This is a genomic window from Sinorhizobium sp. BJ1 (assembly GCF_002531555.1).
In the GTDB taxonomy this organism is placed as follows: Bacteria; Pseudomonadota; Alphaproteobacteria; order Rhizobiales; family Rhizobiaceae; genus Sinorhizobium; species Sinorhizobium fredii_B.
Genome location: NZ_NWTH01000008.1, coordinates 114,517 through 140,708 on the forward strand (window position 1 = coordinate 114,517; position 26,192 = coordinate 140,708).

General features: G+C 63.0%; 23 protein-coding genes. 18 read left to right on the top strand and 5 right to left on the bottom strand.

The window, feature by feature from the left end; translation table 11 throughout:
- Window positions 1-18: 18 nt before the first annotated feature.
- The 6 genes from CO676_RS13775 (at window position 19) to minE (ending at window position 4,957) form a co-directional block, all read left to right on the top strand.
- On the top strand, window positions 19-282 hold the full coding sequence (locus tag CO676_RS13775) for an acyl carrier protein (protein ID WP_097521458.1): 264 nt from the start codon (window positions 19-21) through the stop codon (window positions 280-282).
- A gap of 27 nt (window positions 283-309) precedes the next feature.
- The gene (locus tag CO676_RS13780; RefSeq protein WP_097521459.1) at window positions 310-1,854 is read left to right on the top strand and encodes an AMP-binding protein; all 1,545 of its coding nucleotides are present in this window, start codon (window positions 310-312) and stop codon (window positions 1,852-1,854) included.
- Window positions 1,851-2,858 carry an NAD(+) synthase gene (gene nadE / locus CO676_RS13785; RefSeq protein WP_097521460.1) on the top strand — a complete coding sequence of 336 codons (1,008 nt, stop codon included), beginning with the start codon at window positions 1,851-1,853 and terminating at the stop codon, window positions 2,856-2,858. The genes CO676_RS13780 and nadE overlap by 4 nt, the downstream gene beginning before the upstream one ends.
- 240 nt (window positions 2,859-3,098) lie before the next feature.
- The gene (minC, locus tag CO676_RS13790) at window positions 3,099-3,848 is read left to right on the top strand and encodes a septum site-determining protein MinC (protein WP_097521461.1); all 750 of its coding nucleotides are present in this window, start codon (window positions 3,099-3,101) and stop codon (window positions 3,846-3,848) included.
- 33 nt (window positions 3,849-3,881) lie between these two features.
- Window positions 3,882-4,697 carry a septum site-determining protein MinD gene (gene minD, locus CO676_RS13795; protein WP_014762234.1) on the top strand — a complete coding sequence of 272 codons (816 nt, stop codon included), beginning with the start codon at window positions 3,882-3,884 and terminating at the stop codon, window positions 4,695-4,697.
- Window positions 4,694-4,957 (top strand): cell division topological specificity factor MinE, encoded by a 264-nt coding sequence (gene minE, locus CO676_RS13800; RefSeq protein WP_014762233.1) that lies wholly within the window; start codon window positions 4,694-4,696, stop codon window positions 4,955-4,957. The genes minD and minE overlap by 4 nt, the downstream gene beginning before the upstream one ends.
- A gap of 18 nt (window positions 4,958-4,975) precedes the next feature.
- Here the strand turns inward: minE and CO676_RS13805 are convergent, their stop codons facing one another.
- Together CO676_RS13805 and CO676_RS13810 are read right to left on the bottom strand one after the other, a co-directional pair.
- Window positions 4,976-6,094, bottom strand: coding sequence for a hypothetical protein (locus CO676_RS13805; RefSeq protein ID WP_097521462.1), 1,119 nt, complete (start codon window positions 6,092-6,094; stop codon window positions 4,976-4,978).
- Window positions 6,091-6,816 (bottom strand): class I SAM-dependent methyltransferase, encoded by a 726-nt coding sequence (locus CO676_RS13810; RefSeq protein ID WP_097521589.1) that lies wholly within the window; start codon window positions 6,814-6,816, stop codon window positions 6,091-6,093. Before CO676_RS13810 ends, CO676_RS13805 begins: the two co-directional genes overlap by 4 nt.
- A gap of 213 nt (window positions 6,817-7,029) precedes the next feature.
- Between CO676_RS13810 and CO676_RS13815 the strand changes: the two genes are divergently transcribed.
- From CO676_RS13815 to CO676_RS13870, 12 genes are all read left to right on the top strand, one after another.
- Window positions 7,030-8,349, top strand: coding sequence for a lipopolysaccharide biosynthesis protein (locus CO676_RS13815; protein WP_097521463.1), 1,320 nt, complete (start codon window positions 7,030-7,032; stop codon window positions 8,347-8,349).
- A complete protein-coding gene (locus CO676_RS13820; RefSeq protein WP_097521464.1) occupies window positions 8,339-9,484 on the top strand; it encodes a GNAT family N-acetyltransferase in 1,146 nt (381 codons plus the stop codon). Before CO676_RS13815 ends, CO676_RS13820 begins: the two co-directional genes overlap by 11 nt.
- A 132-nt stretch (window positions 9,485-9,616) precedes the next feature.
- Window positions 9,617-11,224, top strand: a complete 1,608-nt coding sequence (locus CO676_RS13825; protein WP_097521465.1) for a GumC family protein — start codon at window positions 9,617-9,619, stop codon at window positions 11,222-11,224.
- On the top strand, window positions 11,221-12,552 hold the full coding sequence (locus tag CO676_RS13830; RefSeq protein ID WP_097521466.1) for an O-antigen ligase: 1,332 nt from the start codon (window positions 11,221-11,223) through the stop codon (window positions 12,550-12,552). Before CO676_RS13825 ends, CO676_RS13830 begins: the two co-directional genes overlap by 4 nt.
- Window positions 12,545-13,300, top strand: a complete 756-nt coding sequence (locus CO676_RS13835) for a polysaccharide deacetylase family protein (protein WP_097521467.1) — start codon at window positions 12,545-12,547, stop codon at window positions 13,298-13,300. Before CO676_RS13830 ends, CO676_RS13835 begins: the two co-directional genes overlap by 8 nt.
- 9 nt (window positions 13,301-13,309) lie before the next feature.
- Complete coding sequence (locus CO676_RS13840) at window positions 13,310-14,551, top strand: glycosyltransferase family 4 protein (protein ID WP_097521468.1); 1,242 nt, start codon at window positions 13,310-13,312, stop codon at window positions 14,549-14,551.
- A gap of 195 nt (window positions 14,552-14,746) precedes the next feature.
- Window positions 14,747-16,096 (top strand): glycosyltransferase family 4 protein, encoded by a 1,350-nt coding sequence (locus CO676_RS13845; RefSeq protein ID WP_097521469.1) that lies wholly within the window; start codon window positions 14,747-14,749, stop codon window positions 16,094-16,096.
- Between the two features lie 47 nt (window positions 16,097-16,143).
- Entirely contained in the window at window positions 16,144-16,542 is a 399-nt protein-coding gene (locus CO676_RS13850) for a VanZ family protein (protein WP_179875486.1), read from the top strand.
- Window positions 16,543-16,601: 59 nt separating this feature from the next.
- Window positions 16,602-17,600, top strand: coding sequence for a glycosyltransferase (locus CO676_RS13855; protein ID WP_097521470.1), 999 nt, complete (start codon window positions 16,602-16,604; stop codon window positions 17,598-17,600).
- A gap of 2 nt (window positions 17,601-17,602) precedes the next feature.
- Window positions 17,603-19,777 carry a glycoside hydrolase gene (locus CO676_RS13860; protein WP_097521471.1) on the top strand — a complete coding sequence of 725 codons (2,175 nt, stop codon included), beginning with the start codon at window positions 17,603-17,605 and terminating at the stop codon, window positions 19,775-19,777.
- 140 nt (window positions 19,778-19,917) lie between these two features.
- The gene (locus CO676_RS13865) at window positions 19,918-20,940 is read left to right on the top strand and encodes a capsular biosynthesis protein (protein WP_097521472.1); all 1,023 of its coding nucleotides are present in this window, start codon (window positions 19,918-19,920) and stop codon (window positions 20,938-20,940) included.
- A gap of 320 nt (window positions 20,941-21,260) precedes the next feature.
- Entirely contained in the window at window positions 21,261-23,072 is a 1,812-nt protein-coding gene (locus CO676_RS13870) for a HAMP domain-containing methyl-accepting chemotaxis protein (protein WP_097521473.1), read from the top strand.
- 478 nt (window positions 23,073-23,550) lie between these two features.
- Here CO676_RS13870 and CO676_RS13875 read toward each other — a convergent pair whose 3' ends face one another.
- From CO676_RS13875 to CO676_RS13885, 3 genes are read right to left on the bottom strand one after another with little or no spacing between them, the layout of a single operon-like run.
- Window positions 23,551-24,120: a TadE/TadG family type IV pilus assembly protein gene (locus tag CO676_RS13875; protein WP_097521474.1), complete on the bottom strand. Its 570-nt coding sequence runs from the start codon at window positions 24,118-24,120 to the stop codon at window positions 23,551-23,553.
- Between the two features lie 10 nt (window positions 24,121-24,130).
- Window positions 24,131-24,661, bottom strand: a complete 531-nt coding sequence (locus CO676_RS13880; RefSeq protein ID WP_097521475.1) for a TadE family protein — start codon at window positions 24,659-24,661, stop codon at window positions 24,131-24,133.
- Window positions 24,658-26,079 (bottom strand): TadE/TadG family type IV pilus assembly protein, encoded by a 1,422-nt coding sequence (locus CO676_RS13885; RefSeq protein WP_097521476.1) that lies wholly within the window; start codon window positions 26,077-26,079, stop codon window positions 24,658-24,660. Before CO676_RS13885 ends, CO676_RS13880 begins: the two co-directional genes overlap by 4 nt.
- Window positions 26,080-26,192: the final 113 nt, after the last annotated feature.

Below are 26,192 nucleotides of genomic sequence, written 5' to 3' on the forward strand. Positions count from 1 at the left end.
ACAGCGAAAGGAGAACACATGACGCAAGCGATCAAGGAGAAGGTCAGGACCTTCATCATCGAGAATTTCCTCTTTGGCGATACTTCCTACGACCTGGCCGATACGGCCTCGATGATCGAGAACGACATCATCGATTCGACCGGCGTTCTGGAACTCGTCGCCTTCATCGAGGACCAGTTCGGGATCGCAATGGCGGATGCCGATATCGTCCCGGCGAATCTCGATTCGCTGGCGCGCATCTCGGCCTTCATCGAGGCGAAAGCCGTGCCGGTCACGGCATAAGAGGGGTTAGGGCGGGGCATCACGAACATGAGGTTCGAGCATTTCCTTATCAGGAACGCCGCGGCCCAAGGGGCAAAGACGGCGCTGGTCACCGATCGGAAGCGGCTGAGCTACAAGGAGCTGGACGATCTTTCGTCGCGGCTTGCCGCGGCTCTCGCCGCAAGCGGCGTCAATGCCAACGACCGCGTTCTGGTGTTCATGGATAACTGCTGGGAAGCGGCGGTAGCGATCTTCGCGATCCTCAAGGCTGGCGCGACCTTTAGCCCGGTCAACGCCTCCACGAAGGCCGACAAGCTCGCCTATATCATTGCCGATTGCGAGGCGGCGGCGATCCTGACGCAAGCAAAACTGATGCCGATCGTCGCGGAGGCGCGCGCGCTTTCAGGCAGGCCGCTTTTCGTCGCCTCGACCGCGGCGCCGGTCGGTCGCACGGCGGAAGGTGCGGCATCCTTCGAGCAGTGCCTGAAGGCCGAGCCGTTGCGCGTCGTTCACGGCGGCATCGACGTCGATCTCGCTATGCTGATCTATACGTCCGGGTCGACCGGCCGCCCGAAGGGCGTGATGATGACGCATCGCAATATCGATGCGGCGTCGGAGTCGATCACCGCTTACCTCCGCAACACGCCGGATGATATCATCCTCAACGTCCTGCCGCTGGCTTTCGACTACGGGCTTTATCAGTTGCTGATGACGATCCGACTCGGCGCCACACTCGTACTGGAAAAATCCTTCGCCTTTCCGCAGGCGATCTTCGAACGCATTCGTGCCGAAGGCGTGACCGGTTTCCCGCTGGTCCCGACGATGGCCGCGATGATCCTGCAGATGCGCGACCTTGAACCCGGCTTCCTGCCGAGCCTGCGCTATATCTCCAACACTGCCGCAGCGCTTCCGCCGGCGCATATCGCCCGCTTGCGGGAGCTTTTTCCGTCAGCTCGGCTGTATTCCATGTACGGCCTGACGGAGTGCAAGCGCTGCACCTATCTGCCTCCGGACGAACTCGATCGCCGGCCCGGCTCGGTCGGTATCGCCATTCCCAACACCGAAGCCTTCGTCGTCGACGACGAGGGGAAACGCGTGCCGCCGGGTGTTCCCGGTGAGTTGGTGATCCGCGGGCCGCATGTCATGCAGGGCTACTGGCGCAACGAAGCGGCCACCGAGCGCATGCTGCGCCCCGGCCCGAATCCATGGGAAAAGGTGCTCTATACAGGCGACCTCTTCCGCACTGACGACGAGGGCTTCCTCTACTTCGTCGGCCGCAAGGACGACATCATCAAGACGCGCGGCGAGAAGGTGGCGCCGAAGGAGGTCGAGACCGTCCTGCACGCCCATCCGGGCATCGCCGAGGCGGTGGTCATCGGCGTCCCCGATCCGGTGCTTGGGGCTGCGGTTGGCGCCCTTGTCGTCCTCTCCGACCCGACTGTCAGCGAAAAGGACGTCATCCGCCACTGCGCGCGTCACCTCGAGGACTTCATGGTGCCGAAGATCGTCGAATTCCGCGCCGAGCTCCCAAAGACGGATACGGGCAAGGTGAGCCGCAGGCTGGCGGCCGAAACATTGGAGGCCGCTGAATGAACATTCGCCCCGATCAGGAGATGTTCGCTTTCTCCGCCGAAACCTTGAGGATCGACGAAGCTGCGGAGACCGAGCGAGTCGTTTCGGCCTTGCGCGCCCAATTGCGCGGCATGCGCAAGCGCGGGCTGGTCCTTGGCCTTTCGGGAGGCATCGACTCAAGCGTTTCGGTGGCGCTCGCCGTGCGCGCCGTCGGCGCCAAGAACGTCTTCTGCCTGTTTATGCCGGAAAACGATTCCGATCCGGAAAGCCTGCGGCTCGGCCGGCTGGTGGCCGAGACCTTCGGGGTCGAGGCGGTCGTCGAAGATGTCGGGCCGACGCTTGCCGCCATGGGTTGTTACGAGCGGCGTGACGCCTTCATTCGCGAATTGGTGCCGGACTATGGACCGGGTTGGGCCTCGAAAATCGTCATTGCCAATGCGCTCGAAGGCGACGGCTACAACATCTCCTCGCTGGTGGTGCAGGACCCGGGGGGCAAACGGACGAAGCTACGCATGCCGCCTTCCGTCTATCTCGGCATCGTCGCCGCGACCAGCATGAAGCAGCGCACCCGCAAGCAGCTGGAATATTATCATGCCGACCGGCTGAACTTCGCGGTGCTCGGCACGCCGAACCGGCTCGAATACGACCAGGGCTTCTTCGTCAAGAACGGCGACGGTGCCGCCGACGTCAAGCCGATCGCCCATCTCTACAAGTCGCAGGTCTACGCGCTCGCCGCCTATCTCGGCGTTCCGGAGGAAATCTGCCGTCGGCCGCCGACCACCGACACCTATTCGCTCGAACAGACACAGGAGGAGTTCTATTTCTCGCTCCCCTACGACCGGATGGATCTTTGCCTCTACGGTCTCAACACCGGCCTGAGCGCCGAAGATGTCGGCCGTGCCGCGGATCTCTCGGCAGCGCAGGTCGACCGGGTCTGGGCGGACATCGCCGCAAAGCGCAAGGCGACCCGCTACCTGCATCTCGGGCCGCAGCTTGTGCAGCCTGTCGCGGAAATCGGCGAGTGATCTGAGAACGCCAGATCTCGCCGAACACACGGGTGTAAAACCCCCTCTGGCCTGCCGGCCAGAGAGGGTGGCTCCCGCGACCGCAGTTGTGGTGCTTTCACTGTCATCTTCGTTGATCGGTCGTCTGATCGGCTTCTCCCGGCGTCACGTTGCGCGCCTCCAGCCCCGGGCAGGGTAGCGGAATTAACCATTTGTTAACCGTGACTCGCCTACATCTTGGGCAACGAAAAATTAACGTAGATGACCAAAGTGCTAACAGACACCCGCTCGATCCGCATCAAGGGCCGCTCGTTCCTGGCGCTGGTGCTTTCACCGGAGCCGCCGCTCGACGCTTGGCTCACCCGGCTTGATGACTTGGCCTCGCGGTCCGCGGGGTTTTTCCTGGGGCGACCGGTCGTTCTCGATGTCGCAGACCTCGAAATCGACCGGGCTGGACTCAAGCGCCTGATCGATGAGCTTGGCAAGCGCAACGTTCGGATCATGGGCATCGAAGGCGGCCGTCCGTCGCTTTTCGAGCCGGGCATGCCGCCGGCCATGAAGGGCGGTCGTCCGGCTCCGGACATCGAAATTCCGGCCGAACCGACCGTCGAACCGGTTGGCGCTGCTTCGACCAAAGCTGCGGCGTCGAGCCTGCAGATGGAGCCGCAAGCGGCAAGGGCGATCTCATCCATCGTGATCCGCGAGCCCGTGCGCTCCGGCCAGTCGGTGATCTTTCCCGAGGGTGATGTCACCGTCGTCGGATCGGTCGCCTCGGGTGCGGAGATCATCGCCGGCGGGTCGGTGCATATTTACGGAACGCTCAGGGGGCGGGCGCTGGCAGGCTCGGTCGGCAACGCTTCGGCACGCATCTTCTGCCGTCGGCTCGAAGCGGAGTTGCTGGCAATCGATGGAGTGTACAAGACTGCGGAAGACATGGCCCCCAACCTTCGCGGACAGGCCGTCCAGCTCTGGCTGGAAGGCGATTCGATCATGGCAGAGAGACTTAACTGAGCCGGCGGCCGGCCAGCATACAGGAGCGGGAAGATGGCGAAAGTAATCGTTGTTACATCAGGTAAAGGTGGCGTCGGCAAGACGACATCGACCGCCGCGCTTGGCGCGGCGCTGGCGCAGAGGAACGAAAAGACGGTTGTCGTCGATTTCGACGTCGGCCTGCGCAACCTCGACCTCGTCATGGGCGCCGAGCGGCGGGTCGTCTACGATCTGGTCAACGTCATCCAGGGCGATGCCAAGCTGCCGCAGGCGCTAATCCGCGACAAGCGGCTGGAGACGCTCTTTCTGCTGCCGGCCTCGCAGACCCGGGACAAGGACAGCCTGACCGCCGAGGGTGTCGAGCGGGTGATGGCCGAGCTCAAGAAGCACTTCGACTGGATCATCTGCGACAGCCCGGCCGGCATCGAGCGCGGCGCGACGCTTGCCATGCGGCACGCCGACATCGCCGTCATCGTCACCAATCCGGAAGTCTCGTCGGTTCGCGATTCGGATCGCATCATCGGCCTTCTCGACGCCAAGACCGAACGCGCCGAGCGCGGCGAGCGGGTGGAAAAGCATCTGCTGCTTACCCGCTATGACGCGGCCCGCGCCGAGCGCGGCGACATGCTGAAGGTCGACGATGTTCTTGAGATCCTGTCGATCCCGCTGCTCGGCATCGTGCCCGAAAGCACCGACGTGCTGCGCGCTTCCAACCTCGGCGCGCCGGTCACCCTTGCCGACAGCCGCAGCGCTCCGGCGCTTGCCTATCTCGACGCCGCCCGGCGGATTGCCGGCGAAACGGTGCCGATGACCATTCCGGGCGAAAAGCGCGGGCTTTTCGGCAAACTGTTCGGACGGAGGGCAGCATGAGCATATTCCGGTTCTTCAGCAAACAGACATCCGCGCCGACGGCGCGCGAGCGCCTGCAGGTGCTGCTCGCCCACGAGCGGGCTTCCGTCGGGCATTCGGACCTTGTGGCGGTGCTCCGGGAGGAGATACTCGCCGTCATCGCCAAGCATGTGCAGGTCGATGGTGACAAGGTGACCGTCAAGATGGATCGGGGCGAAAACGTCTCGACCCTGGAAGTCGACATCGAGATTCCGCTCAATGCGAGCGTGCGCGCGGCCTAACAAGGCCGACTTCCCTGGCTAACTATCGAAGGAGCCGCCGATCAGGCGGCTCCAATGCTCTCCGGCAAGGCCATTTACAAAGCCCTGCCCGTGGCGGAAGGCGTCGACGAGTTCCTCGTCGCGAGAATGCACGACGGTCGAGGCCGCATGGACGAAGCCGATGCGGCGGCCCATCATCGCTTCGAGCAGGGCCGGCTGCGTGCGGCCACACAAAGCTGCTGCGCCGCGGGTCGCTGCATGATCGATCAGGCAGTCGAGGACGGGACCTGCCTGCCCAGGTAGAGCGAGCAGTTGCAGAACCCGCGCCGTTCCACCCTGCCTCAAATGGTAGAAGAACGCCCCGATCGGTGCCCCGTTGCGCGTCTTGACGGCGGCGAAGTGGGGCTCGCCGAATTCTGGCTTATCGATTGCGTCCTCCAGAATGTGGTCGAACTGAACCTCCGCCCAGGCGGGCTGCACGACGAATTGCCTGATCAAGGGCGCGAAGAGCTCGGCAAAGGATCCAGCATCGATGTCGGCGACCTGGAGCGTTGCGGGCAGGCTTGCCTCTTTGGGCACGGCCGACCAACGCAGATCGCCGCGCCCCATCTTTCCGCGAAAGCGCTCGTCGAAAGCGCTTGCCAGCGGGCGCAGCGCGCGCGCCGGGCCGATGCGGCGCGAAACAAGGTCGAGCGCGAAGCTGGCCGGGCGAAGGACGCGCACCCAGTCGAGGCTGTATTGCGGCAGGACGATACCACGCAGCCGCGTCCACATTTGCGTCGAGACTTCGCTCGCTGTTTCGCTGAAGGAGAGGTCCTGCGGGCCGGCCAGGAAGGCCTTCAGAAGCCGGGCGCCTGCCATCGGGTCGCTATCGCGGCCTTCGACCATCAGCGCGCCGCAAATCGCGGCACGCAGGCGCCGGCCCTTGTAGCTCATCGGCAGCGCGTTGACGCCGACGAAGCCGGAAACACGGCCGCTGTCATTGACGTGGACGAGCGGCGCGATCTCGGGGTCATAGCCCGGCGCTTGCAGGTACAAGTGGCGGAGATAATCGACGAGCGCCGGCGGCGGAGCCCGGTCGCCGTTGCGGAAGATCTTTTGAAACAGTCCGGCAACGGCGGGTATATCGGCAGTCGTGAGCGGACGGATGTCGCTCATCTCACCCGTCCGTCGTCAATGGACCTGCCCAGCTTCCGGATGATCGCGACGCGCGGCTTGTCCTGTGCGTCATGCGCGAAACTCACCGCCTCGTAGGCCTTGGCTCGGGTGATAAGGGCTGCTGCCTGCCGATCCTGCCCCTCGCCGAACTCGAACAGAAGCCAGCCGCCCGGCTTGAGGAAGGCGACGGCATCGCGGATCAGCCGCTGGTGGATGGAAATGCCGTAGGGTCCGCCGTCGAAGGCTTCGCGCGGCTCGCTCTCGAGGAGATGGGCGCTGTCGCCTTCGAGACGAGCCGTCGAAATATAGGGCGGGTTGCACACGATCATGTCGGCCCGGCCTTCGAGGTCGTCTCCTTCGAGCGCCGCGAAAAGGTTGCCCTGCCGGATCAGGACGCGCTCTTGAAGCGACAGGCGCTCGACGTTGCGGCGGGCGAGCGCAACGGTACTGTCGGTCAGGTCGGCGCCCCAGATCCGCGCAAGTGGAATGGCTGCGGCGATCCCGAGGGCGAGATTGCCCGAGCCGCAGCACATGTCGATGATCGTCACCGGGCCGACCTGCTCGTAAAGGCGTGCAACGGCGTTCCGGCCGAGTAGTTCCGTCTCTTCGCGCGGCACGAGGACGTCGGGCGCGAGTTCGAGTTCGATGTCCATGAAGCGGACGAGGCGAGGCGAATGGCTGTTCGCCAGGCTGACGTCAGGAAGATTGTCGCCCTGCAGCACGAACACTCCTTCAGTTATCGGATGGTTTTCGGGTCCCGCGGACACTAGCGCACTCGGGTAAACGGAAGCTGAAATACAATTGATGGGCGTATGTTAACCGCCCAATCATCTCTGCCCTTTAGTCTGCGCCCCGGGGGAATCGGCGGAAGGGTCGTACCAAGGGACGATCTTTCGGGCGCCGAACCCGTGGCACAAATCGACAAGGCAGGTCGGATGTCTTCGGAAGGCTTAACGGAATCGCGCGGCTACAAGCCTTTCCTGCCGATGATCCTGTCCTATGCGGCATCCGGCGGCAGTCTCGTGCTTGGTTCCGCGGCGCAGCTTCTCACCTTCGCGATCCTCGCCCGCTTTCTCGGCGTCCACGAATTCAGCGTCTTCGTCGCCATTACCGCCGTCGCCAGCATCGCGGTACATCTCTGCGGATTGGGGGCCATGGAATGCCTGGTACGGCGCGTTGCGAGGGATCGCACGATCTATCCCGACATGCTCGGCCACAATATCCTGCTCACGGCGGCAAGCGGGATTGTCCTCGTGCTGGCCGGCGCCGTCACGCTGCCGTTCTTCTTTGCGCTTTCACCGGATCCGATCGACAACTTTGCAGTGATCGCGCTGATGTTGCTCACCAACATCGTCCTGGTCCGCATCATCGTTCTCGTCGAACAGATCTTCATTGCCCATTCCGATTTCGCATCCGCGAACATGGCGGTCGTCGGCTTCGCCGTCGCGCGCACCGTAGCGGCGGCGCTCGCGTGTCTGGTTTTCGGCGTCTCGACCGTGGCGTCCTGGGCCGTCTGGCAATTCATCTGCCACGTCGTGGTCGCTTTGGCCTGTCTCTGGGCGATCAAGGGCCTCGGCGCACCGCGCTACCGTATCGTGCGGGAGGAATTGCCGCAGGGCCTCTATTTCAGCATTCCGTTCATCCTGCGCGCCTTGAGGCAGAACGCCGACCTGCTCGTCCTGAGCCTCGTCACCACAGCCGAGATCGTTTCGAGCTACAGCGTGGCAAGGCGGATGCTCGAGAGCAGCTTCCTGTCCGTCGAGGCGCTCAATCGCCTCATCTATCCGGGCTCGGCGCGGATGACCGCAGCCGGCCTGCACCACGCCTTGCAGCGGGTGCTCCGCGTGCTTGCCGCCGCGACCGGCATCGGCCTTGCAGCGGCGCTGACGGTCTTCGTGCTGGCGCCGGTCCTGCCTTATCTGTTCGGGCACGAATATGTCTCCCTCGTCGGCTTCGTACGGGGCCTCGCATGGGTTGTGGTGCCGCTCGCCATCTGGTCGGTGGCCGTGGAAGCCCTGGGTGCCTCGGGCTACCACGCCCCCCGCGCCACCGTCATGGGGCTCGGAAGCATCGTCGGGGCCGGGCTTGCCGCGGGGGCGAGCTGGTACGCCCCGCCGGCCGGCACCTTCATCTCCTTCTACGTCATCGAGATCGCCATGGTGGTCGCTACATGGGGCGTTTTTCTGCGCTTCGTGCGGCGCGACCGGGAGCGGGCAGCTCGCGAGTTTCAGGCGGGAGTCGTGCATGGGAATTGAATTGCCGAAGATTGTGCTTCATCCGGCGACCGTCGTGGAACCGCAATGCCCCGGCACGCGCGCCTTGGCACGCAGCGATATCCCGGCGATCGGAAGGCTGTTCAACAAGGTCTTCCGCCGTCGCGACAGTGCGGCCGGGGAGGATCTGGACCGGTATATGGAGACCGTTTTCTTCGGAAGCCCCTTCTATTCGCCTGAACAGGGCGGCGTCGTGCATGAGAACGGCAACGGCGACATCGATAGCGCCATTCTTTCCGTGCCGATGGAATTCGATGTCGATGGCCGCCGGATCGTGGCGCGCCTCCTCTGCGCCTTCATGGTCGACGGCAAGGCCGCAGCGGCGGGCGCCGCGCGTCTTGCTCGCGGCGTCCGGGCGGCGCGCCAGGATCTCTGCTTTTCCGACAGTTCCTCTCCGGTAAGTGCCGACCATTGCGTTGCCGGCGGAGGCGTCATCCTGCCGATCCAGAGCCTAGAATGGCAGCGCTTCCTCCGGCCACTCGCTGCGGTCGCCATCCTTGCAGGGCGGCGCATTCCGATGCTCAAAGCTCGTCTCGTCGTCGGCGCGCTGCGGTCGATCGATCGCGTGCTGCGCCGATGGAGCCCGTCAACAAGACCGCTCGGCGCGCCGGGCTGCCACGTGCAGGCAGCAAGCCTGGATGAATTTCTCCGCTGCGCCGCGCCGATGCTTGAGCGTTTTTCAATCCGTCCCGCTTGGTCGAAATCCGAGTTCGATTGGCTCGTCAACATCGCCTCGATGAACAAGAGCCTCGGGGTGCTGCAGTCGAGGAACGTCATACGCGACGACGGCCGCACGATCGGGGCCTTCCTGTTCTTCGGCAAGCCCGGGGGCATGGCGAACGTTCTCAACGTGCTTTGCGAAGAAGGTTGCGAAGCCGATGTCACGGCGGCCATGTTCGCCTGTCTCGACGCGGAAGGCTATGCGGTCGCCACGGGCATGGCACAGCCGTTCCTGATGAACGCGATTTCGCGCCAGCGGTGGCTGTGCTTCCGCCACCGCGGCTATTTCTGCTTGGTCACCCGCCACGCCGACATCAAGGAGGCGGCGCTCGGCAACGACATCTATATCGGCGGCCTAGCGTCGGAAAGCTGGAGCCGGCTATTGACCGATTTTTGAGCCTCGCCAAAGGTTACCGGCCGCATGCAGGTCTTAACGGAATATTCACCCTGCGCTCCTAATTCTTAACAGGAGATGCAATGCAGGGCAGTGCTCTTCGGTGGCTTCAAGGGCATGCGTGGGGAAAAACGGATGTATCGGCGGAGCGAGCCCTTAGAGCAAGGATTGCGCGTGGAGACGCGTCAGTCGCGGCGAGCCGCCGGCGGCTCGCTGCTGGACCTCGTTCCGGCAATGGACGAGGAAACGGCGCCTGTGCCTGAGGCGCGGGAAATTCCTGACCAGAAAGAGCCGGATGTTGCACCGGCAGTATCAGTGGTCCAGCCCAGCCGCCCGATCGTCGGCGCGTATTTTCCGCAGCTTCACAGGCTTGGCAGCGTCGGCATCGACGACGTCATCCTTTGGCTGCGCGACGGGGTCAGGTGGATTGTCCTTGCGTTCGTCCTTTGCGTCGCCGCCACGCTTGCCTATGCGGTCACGGCGACACCGCGCTACACAGTTTATACCGACCTCGTCGTGGACCCCTCCAACCTCAACGTCGTCAGCGACGACGTCTTTACCAGCAATCCGCAGCGCGACGCACAATTGCTGGAGGTCGAAAGCAAGCTCAGGATCCTGACGTCGCGCAACGTCCTGAAGCGCGTCATCGACAAGCTTGCGCTGGCGAACGATACCGAATTCGTCAAACCGTCACCGCTGGCGGCGTTGATGGCGTTGTTCTCAGCGGGAGACAGCAAGGCCGACAAGGAATTGACGGCCATTCGCGCCTTGTCGGAAAGGGTCGAAGCGCGTCGCGAGGAGCGCTCCTTCGTCGTCGTTCTCGAGGTTTGGAGCGAGGAACCGGAAAAGGCCGTCGCCCTCTCCGGCGCGATCGTCGACGCCTTCGAAGCGGAACTCTTCCAATCGGCGGCTGAGAGCGCCGGCCGCGTGGCGCAGAACCTCAATGCGCGGCTCGATGAATTGCGCCGGAACGTCACCGAGGCGGAAAGGAAGGTCGAGGATTTCCGGCGCGAGAACGGATTGTTGTCCGCCAATGGCGAGCTCGTCAGCAATCAGCTCTCGAGCGAACTCAATACCCAAGTGCTCGGTGCACAACAGCGCTTCATCCAGGCCGAGACGCGCTACAAGCAGATGAGTGCGGCGATCGCGCAAGGACAGACGACCAGCGCCTCGGTGTTCGAATCGGCCGACATGACGAACCTGCGCCAGCAGTACAACGCCCTGCAGCAGCAGATCGGTGCCATGCAGCTCACCTATGGCGAAAGGCATCCGCGCCTTGCCGCGGCGCGCTCCGAGCGCGCGACGCTCGAGGGCGGCATAAACCAGGAAGCGCGGCGCATAGCTGAGCGCGCCAAGGCGGATTTCGAGCGGGAACGCTCGTCGCTCGGCGCTTTGAGAGCGAAGGCCGACGACGAACAGTCGAACGTTTTCTCCGACAACGAGGCGCAGGTCCACCTTCGCGACCTCGAGCGCGACGCGCGCACCAAGGCGGCGATCTACGAAACCCACCTGGCGCGTGCCCAGCAGATCACCGAGCGCCAGCAGATCGATACGACCAATATCCGCGTCATTTCGCGCGCCATGCCGCCGAATTCGCGCAGCTGGCCGCCGCGGACCTCCATCCTGCTCGTCGTCGGCGCCGCGCTTGGTCTCGCCGCAGGTATCGGGCTCGCGCTGGCGCTTGGCCTGTGGAACTATGTTCGCGGTCAGCGGCCGGCGGCCGGGGAGCCAGGCCGGCAATGACCAGCGCTGCCTATGCGGAGACCAGTGCGCCTGATGGCTTGAGGATGCGCGTTGGCGCCTTCCTCTTCCTGGCGACCTTTCTCTTTCTGTGGGTGTCGATCACGCCCTTTGTCGATCTGACGGGCGAGGCGATCCTCGATCCTTCTGCCGCAAACTCCAACCGCCTGAACCAGATCCTGGCGCTGCTGCTGTCCGCCGGCATGCTCGGTTTTGGCCTGCTGCATCCGATGCGGGAAATCATCCTGCAGCCCCGCATGCTTCTGGCCATCCTCTACTTCTGGTTCCTCCTCGTCTCGCTGATCTCCGCCCATCCGATGCTCGGCATCAAAGGCATCGTTCTCTCGACGATGATGACGGTCAATGCCAGCATCTATCTGCTGCTTCCCGCGTCCGAGCGCCACTTCGCCAAGATGCTGGGGATCGGCAGCCTGATCATGCTGGGGTTCGCCTATTACGGCATTCTCTTCAAACCGACGCTCGCCATCCATCAGGCGTCCGAATTGCGCGAGCCGATGAATGCCGGACTGTGGCGCGGCCACTTTCCGCACAAGAACAGCGCGGCCTCGGCCATGGTGCTGGCCGCCTTCTTCGGGCTTTTCGTCGCGCGCAGCTGGTCGCGCATTGCGGGCCTTGCGATCTTTACGCTGTCGTTCCTTTTTCTCGTCAACACTGGCGGGAAAACCTCGACGGCGATGCTGCCGGCGATCCTGATTCTCGGCTGGCTTTTCGAAAAGATGCGCCTGCTGCGTGCCCCGATCGTCATCGGCGGCGTCGGCCTGTTCAATCTCTTCGCCGTCGGTTCGGCGGTCTTCAGGCCGCTTGGCGAGTTCATCAGCGGTCTTGGAATCGATGCGACATTCACAAATCGCTCGGACATCTGGCGTTTCGCCTTCTCGGCGCTCGCCGAGCGGCCACTGACCGGGTACGGCTTCAGGGCGTTTTGGCAGACGGAGGAGTTGGTCTATAGCGGCGGCTCGGTGGAGACCTGGGCGGTCGCGGCGGCGAACGGCCACAATTCCTATCTGGACATTGCCTTGACCACCGGCTTCCCGGGGCTCTTGCTGACGTTGGTCTGGCTTATCCTGCTGCCGATTCGCGACATTTCCCGCATCGCGCCTGACCGCGAGAAAGCGCCTCTGACACGGCTTTACGTCCGCATCTGGCTCTACACGATCTTCCACGCCGGTCTCGAGACCCTCTTCTTCGAAGGCGGAAGCTTTCTCTGGTTCACTTTCGTCTTTGCTCTCTACGGACTGCACCTGCAATCGAGCGCCGCGCTGGCGGACGGTGCCGTCCCCGAAATAAGGAAACGTGTCGCTCATGCTTGACGTGGAAGGAAAGATCGGCGGGCTCGTCGACAGGCTGGCCAACCGGGCTATCTGGCAGTTCGTTCGGTCGCAGCGCAAGCTGGAAACGGACGTACCGCTCGTGTCCTTCACCTTCGACGACGTGCCGGACAGCGCGCTTCACGAAGGGGCGGGGATTCTCGAGCGATACGACGTTCGTGGAACTTTCTACATCGCCGGCGGCTTAGCGGGGCAGGTGGAAAAGGACCGGACGCTGATCACGCCGGAGGGATGCGGCGAACTGCTGGCGCGTGGGCACGAGATCGGCTGCCACACTTTTGCGCACCGCAGAGTACGCACCGCGGGCGGCCTCGCCGCCGATCTCGACCGCAATGCGAAGTACCTGAAAAGCGTCGGCGTCGCGCCGCCCGCGTCCAATTTCGCCTTCCCCTATAACGCCGGCTGGCCCTTGGCCCGTCCCGAGCTGCGCCGGCGGTATCGGTCCTGCCGCGCCGGCGGCGAGGCCATTAATCGAGGATCCGTGGATCCGCTGATGCTCAAGGCCGTCGAAATCCGCCAGCCGGAGCAGCATGCCCAGGCGCTGACCCGATGGATCGACGAGCTGGTGGATGCGCCCGGCTGGCTCATCTTTTTCACGCATGACATCGCGCCGCGGCCGACCCCCTATGGCTGTACGCCGGAAACCTTCGACCGTCTCGTCCGCTATGCCGTCGAGAAGGGATGCCGCGTGCTACCGGTCGACCAGGTGCTCGACCGGATCAATTGGTAGGGGGCCGCGGTGCCTGAAGTCGAGAAGGCCGGGAAGCGCCTGCTGGCAATCAACAACTACTTCTATCGCCGCGGCGGAGCGGAGGCGGTCTTCTTCGATCATATGAGCATGTTCGGCGAAGTCGGCTGGGACGTCGTGCCCTTCGCCATGCGGCACGACAGCAACGAGCATTCGCCCTGGTCGGACTATTTCGTCTCCGAGATCGAATATGGCCGGCGGACTGGTCTGATTCGCAAGGCGGTTCAGGCGGCAAGCGTCATCTATTCGCTCGAAGCCCAACGCAATATCCGTCGGTTGATCGACCACAGGCGCCCATCAATCGCGCATGCCCATAATGTCTATCACCATCTGTCGCCGGCGATCTTCTCCACCCTGAAGTCCGCAGGCATTCCGGTGGTCATGACGGTTCACGATCTCAAGCTCGCCTGCCCCTCTTACAAGATGCTTCGCGACGGCAAGGTCTGCGAAGACTGTCGGGGTGGGAAAATCTACAACGTGCTACGCCATCGCTGTGTCAAGGATTCGGTGCCCCTGAGCGCCGTCGTGCTGGCCGAAACGATGGTGCATCGTCTGCTCGGACTTTATCGCGAAAAGGTGGATCGCCTCGTCGTGCCGAGCCGCTTCTACCTGGAAAAGCTCGCCGAATGGGGCTGGCCGCGCGATAAGATGGTCCACATACCCAATTTCGTCGATGTTTCGATCTTTCGCACCGATTGGCAGGAGGGCGACTATTTTGTCTTCGCCGGCCGCCTGGCGCCGGAAAAAGGCTTGGCGACGCTGATCAGGGCGATCGCTCTTTCGGGAGAGCGGCTGGTCGTCGCCGGGACCGGCCCGGAAGAGGCGAGCCTTCGCCGATTGGCGGCCGAACTCGGTGCCGACGTCACCTTCGCCGGTTATCTCTCCGGCGAGAAGCTGCACCGCCTTATCGGTGAATCCCGCGCCCTCGTGCTTCCGTCGGAATGGTACGAGAATGCGCCGATCAGCGTCCTCGAAACCTACGCGCTGCAGCGTCCGGTCATCGGCACGGCGATCGGCGGCATTCCGGAGATGGTGAGGGAAGGCGAAACCGGGCTGCTGGCGGCCTCCGGGCAGCCGGAAGAACTCGCAAGGGCGCTGCGCGAAATGGCGGCGCTTTCGCCTGGCGCGCGCGGCCGCATGGGAGCGGAGGGTCGATCCTGGATCTCCAGCGAATTTTCCGCCGCGGCCTATCGGGCGAGGACTCTCGATCTCTACGCATCGCTGGGTGCCTAGGCAGCGATGCCGCTGCGGATACAAAGGCGGCCGCTCTCCCGCTGTGAGGCTTCGGAACGCCGTCGCAGAAGACGCTGAAGCCCCGACGTCTGGTTTTCGGCCACTCTCCTAAAAGTTTAGCGATGTTCTTACGCCGGGCGAAAGTGTTCTTCCCGTAAAAGCTGTCCAAAGGGAACTTTCGGGACAGGTACAACCATGAGCAGTCAGACTGCAGTCTCGCGAGATCACGGTCCGCAGCAGACGAGGGGTTCGGCGACGTCGATCCATGCGGCACGTGGCAGCGGCGAGCGGTTTCCCGAAAAGCTCCTCTCCGTCCATGCCGGGGCCGCTGCGACGACCGCGCTGCTCGAGGGACCACCCCCCGGCCTCGACGGCGCGGCATTATCGCCGGAGGAGCTCGACGGTTTTCTCCCGTCCCTTGCGAATACGGCTGCGCGTCCGCGCGTGATGATGCTGGGCCTGCGTGGGATACCGGACGTGCAGGGCGGCGTGGAGAAACATGTCGAGATGCTTTCCACCAGGCTCGTGGCCCTTGGCTGGAGCGTCGACGTCATCGGGCGACAGCGCTATCTTTCGAAATCCTCGTCCTACGCCTGGGGTGCGATTCGCGTCTTCCCGCTTTGGGCACCCCGGCTGATGGCGCTGGAGGCCATCGTCCACACCTTCGTCGGCGTCTGTTTCGCCGCGCTGCGCCGGCCGGACGTCCTGCATATCCATGCGATCGGCCCCGCCTTGCTGGTTCCCCTGGCGAGGCTCTTGCGCATGAGGGTCGTGGTCACGCATCACGGCTATGATTATGACCGGCAGAAATGGGGCACCTTCGCCAAGCGCATACTGAAGCTTGGGGAGCGCATGGGCATGCGGCTTGCTCATGGGCGGATCGCCATTTCGAAGGAAATCGTGAAGACAATGGGCGAGCGCTACAAGGTGCCGGTTGCCTTCGTCCCGAACGGCGTCGCTGTTTCGCCGGGGCGCGCCGGAACCGGCATACTCAATGAGTTCGGCCTCACGCGCCGCCGTTACATTCTGCTTGCGGCGCGGCTCGTTCCGGAAAAGCGCCAGACCGATCTCGTCCAGGCATTCGCACGTCTGGGCGATAACGGCGTCAAGCTCGTCCTGGCGGGTAGCGCGGAGTTCGAGACGCCCTATGCGGATGAGGTGAGGGCGATGGCCGATAGCGTGCCCGACGTGGTCATGACCGGCTTCCAATCGGGCGACAGGCTGGCGGAACTCTTTGCCAATGCGGCACTGTTCGTCCTGCCCTCCAGTCACGAAGGCATGCCGATCGCCCTGCTGGAGGCCATGGCTCATGGCCTGCCGGTCCTGGCAAGCGACATCGTCGCCAATCGCGAACTCGGCCTGCCGGCGGCCGACTATTTCCCGCTCGGCGACATAGATGCCCTTGCCGCTGCGATCGCCAGAAAGATTGCAAATCCCCCCAGTGACGACGAGGTCCGTTCGCAGATGGCCCACGTGGAATCGACCCACAGTTGGGCAAGTGTGGCGCAAAAGACGCTTGCGATCTATCGAGCGCTTGCAAGATGAGCCGAGCGCAATGCGGCGAGATGGCCGATAGAAACAGGCAACGGGTCATGGATCTCAGGCGTGCGGCCACGGTTCTCGCATGGCTCCTCCTGGCGCTGGTCGCCTATTCGACGCTGTCGCCGATCGGCATGCGGCCGCGTATCGGAACGTCGGTTCACGTCGAGCGGTTCGGCGCCTACGGGCTGATAGGCTTCCTCTTCGTGACCGCCTGTCCGCGACGGCTCCCGCTTGTTCTGGGCATGGTGCTTGGAGCGGCGGTCGGTTTCGAATTGCTGCAGATGCTGTCGGCTGACCGCCACGCGCGGATGGAGGACATTGCGGTCAAGATGGCCGGTGCAGCATGCGGTGTCGGTGCAGCCTTGTTTGCCGCCCGCCACTGGAGGCATTTGCGAGGCTGGCAAAGTAAACCAAAACTCAAACCATCGCAGGTAGAAAGTTCGGCTTAGTGCATTTGACGGCATAGGCGCGGCGAGCGGAACACGGCGCAATCTTTCTGGGGGCCTTCTTGGGGATATCCGTTATTATCAAGACCTTGAATGAAGAGAAGCGTATTGCCGCAACGATCGAGAGCGCGTTGGCGGCGCTTCAGGGTCAAGGGGGCGAAGTCATCCTTGCCGACAGCGGATCGTCGGACGCCACGGTCGAAATCGCCTCGCAATATCCGATTGTCATCGCGCAGATCACCCCGCCGGCGCGTCCGAGCTGCGGGATCGGGCCGCAACTCGGTTTTCAATATTCCCGCCACGACTACGTCTGCCTCATCGACGGCGACATGCTGCTGGATGCCGGCTTTCTCGACGAGGCCGTCCGCTTCCTCGACGACAATCCGACTGTCGCGGGCGTGACCGGCCACGTCGAGGAGATGCACATCGCCAACCTGGAATTTGCCCGGCGCGTCCACCGCAACGCCCCGGAAAATCGCACGGGGTCGATCGACCGCATGAATGGTGGCGGGCTTTACAGGCGCAGCGCCATCGAAGATGTCGGTTACCTCTCGGATCGCAACCTGCACGGCTATGAGGAGTTCGATCTCGGCATCCGCCTGAGGAGCGCCGGCTGGTGGCTTCACCGCCTCGATCGGCGGTTCGTCCAGCACTTTGGCCACACCGTCAACTCCTACCGGCTGCTCGTGCGTCGCTGGAAGAGCAAATATCTCTACGGCATCGGCGAGCTCTTGCGTGCTTCGCTCGGCAAGCCCTATTTCCTCCAGCTCCTGCGCGAGCTGCCCGAACTCAGGCTCTGGGGGCTCGTGCATCTCTGGTGGCTGTTCTGCGTTTGCCTGGTTGTCTTCCTCCCGAACAAGGTTGCAGCGATCGGAGCCGTCCTCGCCATGATCGCAGGTGTCGTTGCGCTGGCGAGTATTAAGAAGCGTAGCCTCGGCATGGGGCTCTACACGGTCATCGCCTGGTTTTTCCACGCGGCAGCGTTGCCCGTCGGGATGCTTGGAAGCCGTCGCCAACCCGACGAACCGATCGAGAGCAGAATCCTTGGAAATCCGGCGTGACGATGCGTTTACTGCTTGCCGCGGCGGTAATCTTCCTTGGCGCACATATGCCGCGGGCCGATGCCTCGGACGAATGGGTGCCTGTCCGCGACGTCTCGCTGGAGGTCCAATCGGGAAGTCCCCTCGATTTTTCCAGCTTCCTGCCCAATGGCGCGATTGACGCGGAGCACCGCCTTGTCGCGGGCGGGGGCGGGCGCCTGGCCTATGCAAAGGCGCCGGAAAAGCCGCTGCGGATGCTTTGCGCTTCGCTCGCCTGGAGCCCGGCCTCAGGCGGCTTTCCCGATCATGACGGCGCGGAGCGCTACGCGCGCCAACTGGCGCTTCACGGCTATAACATAGCGCGGCTGCATTTTACCGATGCGAGCCTGATGTTCGGCCGGCAGAAGGATTTCGACTTCGATCCGGAAACCCTCGATCGCATTCACTACCTGCTCGCGGCGCTGAAGCGCAACGGCATCTACTGGATCGTCGACGGGCTCTCGTCGCCACGCGGCGCCTACGGCGGTTATGACGACCGCTGGGATGCAAATGGCGATCTCAAGTTGCGCCTGCACCTGGATGAAGAGGCCTTCGCCCATTGGAGGACGCTGCAGGAGAAGTTCCTGGGGAGGGTCAATCCCTATACCGGTGTCGCGCCCATCCGCGACGATGCGTTGGCGCTGGTGATCCTCGCCAACGAAAACGGCATCGAGTTCGACGGCGTCGTGCATGACCGACCGGGCGAACCCGCTTATGACGCGGCGCTTGCCGCGCCTTTCAACCAGTGGCTTGCGAAGCGCTACGCCTCGACCGGACAACTCGCCCAGACCTGGAGAGAGCTTGGCGCCGACGAACGGCTGGAAATGGGTACGGTCCGGCTTCCGCCCGACCGCTATGCCGACAGCGCCCGCATGCGTGATCTGCAGGCATTCTTCACCGACTTGGAGCGAGCGTCGACCGCTCGGATGAGCAAGATACTGCGCGATCTCGGCTATAGAGGCCTGATCAGCACCTATAACAACTGGCCTACCCTTCAGACCGCGCTCAGCAGGCGCGATCTCGAAGTGGTCACCATGAACACCTATCATGACTGGGTCGGCGGCTATGCGCCGGGAAGCGCTCTCCTGCAGGTGAGTTCTATCGCCGACGGTGCCAATTACATGCGGATGATCGCCGCGGCGCGCTGGTTCGGAAAGCCCTTCATCGTGAGCGAGTACGACCACCTGTTCTGGAACCGCTACCGCTACGAGGCGGGGCTGGTGCTGCCGGCCTATGCATCGCTACAGGGCTGGGACGTGCTGTGCCGGCATGGCCATGGGCCGATCGTCCTTGCCTATGGCGAACCCTATCCGCACAAGAAGGCGATGCTTCCCTATGCGATCGCGCTCGATCCGGTGGCACGGGCCGGCGAAACGCTGGCGGCCCTTTTGTATCGGCGCGGCGATGTGGCGACCTCCGGGATTACCATCCCCGTTGCCGTGCACGGCGGGGAGGATCTTGGCGAGGACATGCAGGCGCGCGAGCCCGAGCGCCTCACCGAACTCGCCTTGATCGGCGGCATAGGCCTCGTTCCTGCGGATCGTGTCGACGACGACGCGGCCGGCGTAGCGCAGCCGCGTACACAGGGTGCAGACGACGTGCTGGCAGCTCTTCGCGAAAGCCGCTCGCTGCCTCGCAACAATAAGACCGGCACGCAAAGCGGGATCTACGAGAGCGACACCGGGCAGATCGTGCTTGATCGCCGCGCCGGGCAGTTGCGGGTCTCGACGCCGGCGACCGAGGCGGCGGCTTTCTCCTCGCTTCGCGTGCCGATCGATCTCGGCGTTCTCAGCATCGAGCAGGCGGATGGAGACGGGCTCGTTGCCCTGGCGGCCATCGATCGCCAGCCTTCGCTCGCTGAAAGCCGCCGCATGCTGCTGATCTTCGCAACGGACGCCCGGAACAGCGGGATGATCTTCCGCGACAGCGAGGAAAAGGTGATCGAGGATTTCGGCACACTTCCGGTGCTGATCCGCGAGGGCCATGTCGATCTGGCGCTTGAGAGAGGGGCCGCCAGGTGGAGGATATCTCCGGTCGGCCTGGACGGTACCGTCTATCCGCCGGTGCGCAGCGGCACAGGCGCCGTCACATTCCGTCTGTCGAACGACACGCCCTATGGGCCGACGACCTATTTCCTGGTGGAACTCGAGGACAGCTGAGTTGGTCGCTGACGCGCCCCGGCGAGGCGCGCCGAGTTAGCGATTGCATTTCCCCGCCTAACCTGATTTTTGGTCCCGGATCGGCAGGGCGGTCGAAGGACGCGCGCATCGGCCGAAAGCTGCATGGGGTGTCGCAAAGCATGGATAGCTTGCCCGAAAGCGTTGGCAAGACCTGGTGGCCAGGGCCGGGCAGCCGCCTCGGTGCGACCTTCTTTGTGCGTCAGGCCTTTCCATGGCTCGGACGCTATTTCGGCGGCCAAACGCTCGCATCGTCGCTGTCGCCCGGGATCGAGGGCATCGTCTCCTGGGGCGGGCGTATCCCCGCAAAGACGGCGATGGCGGTCGCCCGCGCACGGCGGCTGCCGCACTGGCACCTCGAGGACGGTTTCCTGCGTTCGGTCGGCCTCGGCAAGGACGGAGCTGCGCCGGTTTCGATCATTGCTGACGATCTGGCATTGCCGGTCGACGGCGGCAAGGCGTCGCGGCTCGAGCTGTTGATCGCCGCGGCCGCAGGCGGCGGACATCACGCATTCGGCCAGCGCATCCGGGAGCGGATGGTCGAACACAGGCTTTCCAAATACAACAACCTGCCGCATCGCCAACCGGCGATCGAGCCGAGCAGCCGACGGCGGATCCTCCTGGTGGATCAGGTCCTCGGCGATGTTTCGGTGTCACGCGCACTCGGCAGCCGCCGCTCGTTCGATCGAATGCTGGACGATGCGCTGGCGAGCGGCGCCCAATGCGTCGTCCGTACCCATCCGGACGTCATGGCGGGCCATCGCAAGGGTTACCTGACGGAGCGTGCCGCCAGCACTCCTGGCGTCATTCTGCTCGCCGACAAGGTGTCAGTCGCCTCGATCCTCGACGTCGTCGGCGAGGTCTGGACCGTTTCCAGCCAGGTCGGCTTCGATGCGCTGCTGAGAGGAATACCGGTGCGCTGCTACGCGGTGCCCTTTTATGCCGGATGGGGGCTGACGGAAGATAGGGTAGGCCCAAGGGCCGAATTCGCGTTGGCACGCCGCGCCGTGGCGAGACCGACGGCCGACCAACTCACCGCTGCCGTGCTCGGTCTCTATCCGAGCTACCGCAACCCGGCAGACTGGAAGCCGATGGATGTCTTTGCAGCAATCGATCTCCTGGTCGCCGTGCTCGACAGGCCCTGAAGCGCAGTCGCACTCAATCCATCGTCGTGCGTCTGAGGGGACACAACGACGTCCTCAGGATCCGGTTCACGCAGTTAAAATCGATTTAGTTCGGACCCGCCGCGGCTCTTAACCATTCCGCAACGATGGAGTGCAACTAAATAGTGTGGCGCAAGCATGATTGCTGCTGCGGTAAAGGGCATTTCGCATCGCGAGAACCGGCGATGCATGACCACCTGTTTTCCAAGTGATACCGACACCGTTTTTTCGGCATTCGGACGATTGTTTTCTGCATTCTTGGCGAGGGTTCCCTGCGGGGAAGGTGTATTCGGGGCAGACATATGAAACTCAATATTGCACGCGGTATGATCGCCTTCGGAGGAATCATTGCGGTCGGTCTATTGGTCTCGATCGGCATCAAGACATACGCTTTCGACAAGTTGAGGGTGAACGGTCCGGTCTACACGCAGATCGTCTACGGCAAGGATCTCGTCGCCGATATCCTTCCGCCGCCCTTGTACACAGTCGAATCCTACATGCTCGCCATGGAAGCGATCTCCGGTCCGGAACTCGCCGCCAAGAATCAGGAAAAGATCACCGCCTTGAAGCGCGCCTATGACGAGCGGCGGGCCTATTGGAAGACTTCATCCGCGCCCGATGCGTTGATGGGGAAGCTGGAGGCCGAGGTGCTCGGCAGGGCCGACCTCTTCTGGCAGGTGATGGAAAAGCAGTTCCTTCCTGCGCTTCAGGCAAATGACGGTGCCGCCGTTGGTCAGGCGCTGGGCGCCTTGAAGGACAGCTTCCATCATCACGAAGTTGCGGTGAACGAACTGGTGCAGATGGCTGTCGCCTTCCAGGCGGGCGAGGAAGCCGCCGCAGCCGTGGATACGGACCAGCTGTCCATGGCGGCAACGACAAGTTCGGTGATCTCGGTCGCGCTGCTCGCCGCCGGCCTCTGGTACTTTCGCCGCCGTGCGGTCCAGCCGCTGGCGGCGATGTCGTCCTATATGGAGACGCTCGCCGGGGGCGACTACGGCCGGGCCGTGCCCTTCTCGGACCGCACGGATGAGATTGGCGCGGTGGCGAAATCCGTCGCCATCTTCCGCGAGGCGGCCATCGAACGCCGCAGCATGCGTGAGCGCGCGGTGGAGGAGCGCCGCCGCCAGGAGGAGCAGGAGAGGGTTCTCCGAGAACAGCGGGCAGCCGAGGAAGAGGAGCGGCGAGCCGTCATCGATCGACTGAGCGGGGGCCTGGGGCGGCTTTCGACCGGCGACCTCACGGCGCATATCGACGCCGGTTTCGCGCCGGAATTCGAACGGCTCCGCAGTGAATTCAACGGCAGCGTCGGGCAGCTTGCCGAAGCCATTTCCGGCGTGCTCCAGGCGACCAGCCGGCTGCGTTCCGGTTCGTCGGAGATCGCCAGCGCCACCGACGATCTGGCAAAGCGCACCGAGCACCAGGCCGTGTCGCTGGAGCAGACGGCCGCCGCCTGCGATGAGATCACCGCGACGGTGCGCAACTCGCTGGAACGTGCCCGAGAAGCAAGCCTGGTGATGCGGACTGCCAAGGACGGAGCGGAACGCTCTGCGGCCGTCGTCCGCGATGCCGTTGCGGCGATGGAACGGATCGCAGGTTCTTCGACGCGTATCCGGCAAATCCTCAATGTCATCGACGAGATCGCGTTCCAAACCAACCTGCTTGCGTTGAATGCAGGGGTCGAGGCGGCGCGGGCGGGCGAGGCCGGCAAGGGCTTTGCGGTCGTCGCGCAGGAGGTTCGCGAACTTGCCAGCCGCTCGGCCAATGCGGCGAGGGAAATCAAGACACTGATCGAAACCTCGGCCCGCGAGGTTGCGGACGGTGTCGAACTCGTCAATCAGACAGGTTCCGCGCTGACGGGCATTGAAGGCCATATGCTGCAGGTAAGCGGCCTGATCGGCGCCATCGTCACCGCCGCCGACGAGCAATCCTCCGCGCTCGACGGCATTAATGCCGCTCTGCAGCAGATGGACCAGGTCACGCAGCAGAACGCTGCCATGGTCGAGGAGACGAATGCCGCCTGCCGCGCGCTCAGCGAGGAGGTGCTCGATCTCGACAGAATTGCCGAACGGTTTCAGGTGAACGGGAATGGCGGGCGGGCGCGCCGCGCTGCCTGATGCGCCAGGGTGCGGGCAGAAAGGAATTGAGACACTCGGGCCGAGCAATCTGCAGCTGAAGTGCGAGAGGCGGAAAGCTTTGCCAGCCGCCGAAAGCGGCACGTGCCAGCGGCAAGCCAAGCCGCTGGCACGATACCCAGGGCATCATGCCCAAGGCTGCCCTGCACCCACGAGAAGGAGTGTAAGCGGACTGGCCGGCGTTAGGCTACAGTTGGAAGATTAAATCGATATCCGCATTGCGAAGAAGGTGTACGGTTGACGCATTATTGCGCGGAGAGCCTGCGGTCGGTGTGGAGCACATAGTAAAACAGCAACAATAGAGTGCAATGTTGTTTGGTGTGTATTAAATCGTGTAATTTGGCCTGGGACAGGTAAAGGTATGGCGCAACCGTGGCTAGTCTACGTCTGTATTGTGGCGCCGAGAATTTCGGTCGATTAGCGAAATCTTCTGCGACGTCGTTCGAAACCGACCTCATGCTTAGCTGTAGGTGATCGTGTTGCCGTTTCGGGGCCGGATGAAGAAGTGTTGGTCATATTCGTAAGTGCCACCGTCCGTGAAGCTTTCGAAGAGGCTGGAGAAGAGCGTATCCAATTTGTATTGGACACGCGTCACCACCAGTTGCACGTCCTCAGTCCGCAATTCCTCCGGCACCTCGACGGGTGAGTCCTGTCCCGCCGAAAGGGCGGTCGTGCCATAGGCGGCAGACCAGTTCACGGTCGCCTTGCCCTTGCTGTCAACGTCAAGAACGCAAAGAAGGATCGTGAGTTCGTCGGTGTCATAGGGCTGCACGATGGAGCTGACGCCATCGAGGATCGATTCGACGCTCGCCTCGGTCCAACTGCTTTGCATGGCGATGATCTCGCTGCTCGTCGAGGCGACCTGGTTGATCTTCCTGCGCACCGTCAGGCCTTGCCCGAGATCGACCAGTCCGGCGAGCAGCAGCAGCATGATCGGAAAGAGGAACGCGAATTCGATCGCGGAAGCTCCGTCGCGATTCCGCAAGCAATGCCGCAGAAGGGCGACTGTCCTCTTGGCGATTGGTGTCATGCGGGCATCCTCAGAACGGTTCATTGCGCAGCAGGACGGAGGCGCCCATCAGGTAGCTGCCGTCCGCGAGCGTCGAGCTCGAAAGCGAGTAGAGGCTCACGACGGGCTTCCACGGAAGGAAAGCCTGGACCATCACGTAGTCGCTGCCCTTGCCGATTTCGAAACCTTCGGTGATCGACACCGTGCCGCTGCTGTTGATCGCCTTCATCGCGCCGGAGGAGGAGGTGTCGGTGAGCGTGTCGACGGCCACCAGCAGCTTGTCTTCGCAGTCGAGCACATAAAGCAGGTTGCCGCAGACCTCCGTCTTGAAGCCTATGAGCGCCATATTGCCCTCAGCCGCCTGGCCGGTTCGGATGAGGCGCGCGGCCTTATGAACCGCGGCATCGAGGGCCGAGTCGATGAAGAACATCGCCGCACATTCGAGAATGCCGAAGATGATGGTGAACAGTGGCAGGGCGAGAAGCGCGAATTCGATGGCGGCGACGCCAGATCTGTCGCGCAGCAGCCGGCGCAAAAGGGTGATCTTCGAACGGCTCTTCATTGGGTCAGCCGTACCGAAGTCAGATATTGATTGAAGAGGGTCGAGAGCCCGTCGGTGATCTCGTCTTCGGAGGCGGCCGAGATGAACAGATCGGACGAGGAGGCGCAGTCCTGCAGCGCGATGGGGATATAGTCGTGCCTGGTGATGCTGCTGCTGACGCCGCTATGCAGCGTACCGCCCCAGGTGGAGGCCCACCTGCTCTTCGCCATCGTGTCGTCAAGGGTATCGTTGTATCCCCAATCATCGGGGATGGCGAGGTACTCCGTATAGAGGACGGCCACTGTGGCGTCGTCATTCTTGAGGTATCCACACCAGTCGGGATTAAGAGGCGTCACAATCCCCCAGTTCTTACCGGCGTTGGATGTGTGTCGGATACACGTTCCAGCGGCGTTCCACTGAATACATTTAGTACCCTTCGGGATGTCGTTGATAACCCAGTTGCGATGCGATTGAACGCCATCTGTTAGCAAAAGCACGAGTTTGAGCGGTGAGTTGGCCGAAGTGCCATCTCCCGCCATCCCGACCTTTTTTTGCAGCCCTTTGAGCGACGTCTTGAAGTCGGTCGAAGTGGTGGAGGTCGCGCTCGTTAGCCCACTGTCATCGTCGGACAGTTTCTTGCGCGCGGTGCTGGTCGAATAGGTCGGCGCGACAACCTCGGTAATGGTCTCGCCTAGGCTGTAGAGGCCGACCTTGATCCTCGCATGGTCCTCGTCCGCCGCGTCGACCATTTCGAGCACCTCTTCGACGGCGTCGAGGGCCACGTCTGTTCGGAGCTTTACACCGAGGCTCTTAATATAGTTGTAGTAGGTCGATGCGATGACGGAGCCATTCTTCTTCACTGGATCCTTCGTGTCATGGCAGGCGAACTCGCAGGTGATATTCTTGTCGGCCCGCAGCATTGCCTGGTCCTCGCTCGTCGCGGCCAGCAGCATCGACGGTGATTTGTCGATGACGATGTAGACTTCGAGGTAGGACGTTGCCGGTCCCTCGATGGCGCTGATGACGCCGACCGGAACGGTCTTGATGTCCGCCAGGGTCATCAGCGTCGTCGGGACGGTTCCGCTTGCGCTGGCGGTGATCGTGTGGCCGCTCTTGTCGACGGTGATCTCCGTCAGATCATAGGTGGCGCCTTGCTTCTCGGACTGGGCGTCGAACCATTCCTTGATCTTTTCGGCGATTTCGTCCTCATCGTATTCGTCGATCTCCTTGATGGCGGCGACCAGCGCGGCGTCGAGGTCCGATTGCATCCTGCTCTGGACGTTGTAGGCGCGCGTATAGTCGAGGCCGGCGCCGACGGCGAGGATCATGGGAATGATGCAGACTGCGACCGTCAGGGCGACATTGCCGCTCCTGTCGCTGACCATTGTTGCCATTCGGCTGGCGATCAACCGACGGAAAACGCCGAAATCCAAATGCATGTTTTAGTGACCAGCTCCGTTACTTCGCGTGCCGATCGTGCTGGGGAAATATTATTCGGGGGTAAATTAGCGGCGTGTTTGGCTAGCCGATTGGCGCTTGGTTATCCGGATCG

What these genes read in the sequence shown, in the direction of transcription:
- CO676_RS13775 (WP_097521458.1), top strand. Translation starts at nt 19, where the DNA reads ATGACGCAAGCGATCAAGGAGAAGGTCAGGACCTTCATCATCGAGAAT.
- CO676_RS13780 (WP_097521459.1), top strand. Translation starts at nt 310, where the DNA reads ATGAGGTTCGAGCATTTCCTTATCAGGAACGCCGCGGCCCAAGGGGCA.
- nadE (WP_097521460.1), top strand. Translation starts at nt 1,851, where the DNA reads ATGAACATTCGCCCCGATCAGGAGATGTTCGCTTTCTCCGCCGAAACC.
- minC (WP_097521461.1), top strand. Translation starts at nt 3,099, where the DNA reads ATGACCAAAGTGCTAACAGACACCCGCTCGATCCGCATCAAGGGCCGC.
- minD (WP_014762234.1), top strand. Translation starts at nt 3,882, where the DNA reads ATGGCGAAAGTAATCGTTGTTACATCAGGTAAAGGTGGCGTCGGCAAG.
- minE (WP_014762233.1), top strand. Translation starts at nt 4,694, where the DNA reads ATGAGCATATTCCGGTTCTTCAGCAAACAGACATCCGCGCCGACGGCG.
- CO676_RS13805 (WP_097521462.1), bottom strand. Translation starts at nt 6,094, where the DNA reads ATGAGCGACATCCGTCCGCTCACGACTGCCGATATACCCGCCGTTGCC.
- CO676_RS13815 (WP_097521463.1), top strand. Translation starts at nt 7,030, where the DNA reads ATGTCTTCGGAAGGCTTAACGGAATCGCGCGGCTACAAGCCTTTCCTG.
- CO676_RS13820 (WP_097521464.1), top strand. Translation starts at nt 8,339, where the DNA reads ATGGGAATTGAATTGCCGAAGATTGTGCTTCATCCGGCGACCGTCGTG.
- CO676_RS13825 (WP_097521465.1), top strand. Translation starts at nt 9,617, where the DNA reads ATGTATCGGCGGAGCGAGCCCTTAGAGCAAGGATTGCGCGTGGAGACG.
- CO676_RS13830 (WP_097521466.1), top strand. Translation starts at nt 11,221, where the DNA reads ATGACCAGCGCTGCCTATGCGGAGACCAGTGCGCCTGATGGCTTGAGG.
- CO676_RS13835 (WP_097521467.1), top strand. Translation starts at nt 12,545, where the DNA reads ATGCTTGACGTGGAAGGAAAGATCGGCGGGCTCGTCGACAGGCTGGCC.
- CO676_RS13845 (WP_097521469.1), top strand. Translation starts at nt 14,747, where the DNA reads ATGAGCAGTCAGACTGCAGTCTCGCGAGATCACGGTCCGCAGCAGACG.
- CO676_RS13850 (WP_179875486.1), top strand. Translation starts at nt 16,144, where the DNA reads ATGGATCTCAGGCGTGCGGCCACGGTTCTCGCATGGCTCCTCCTGGCG.
- CO676_RS13860 (WP_097521471.1), top strand. Translation starts at nt 17,603, where the DNA reads ATGCGTTTACTGCTTGCCGCGGCGGTAATCTTCCTTGGCGCACATATG.
- CO676_RS13865 (WP_097521472.1), top strand. Translation starts at nt 19,918, where the DNA reads ATGGATAGCTTGCCCGAAAGCGTTGGCAAGACCTGGTGGCCAGGGCCG.
- CO676_RS13870 (WP_097521473.1), top strand. Translation starts at nt 21,261, where the DNA reads ATGAAACTCAATATTGCACGCGGTATGATCGCCTTCGGAGGAATCATT.
- CO676_RS13875 (WP_097521474.1), bottom strand. Translation starts at nt 24,120, where the DNA reads ATGACACCAATCGCCAAGAGGACAGTCGCCCTTCTGCGGCATTGCTTG.
- CO676_RS13880 (WP_097521475.1), bottom strand. Translation starts at nt 24,661, where the DNA reads ATGAAGAGCCGTTCGAAGATCACCCTTTTGCGCCGGCTGCTGCGCGAC.
- CO676_RS13885 (WP_097521476.1), bottom strand. Translation starts at nt 26,079, where the DNA reads ATGCATTTGGATTTCGGCGTTTTCCGTCGGTTGATCGCCAGCCGAATG.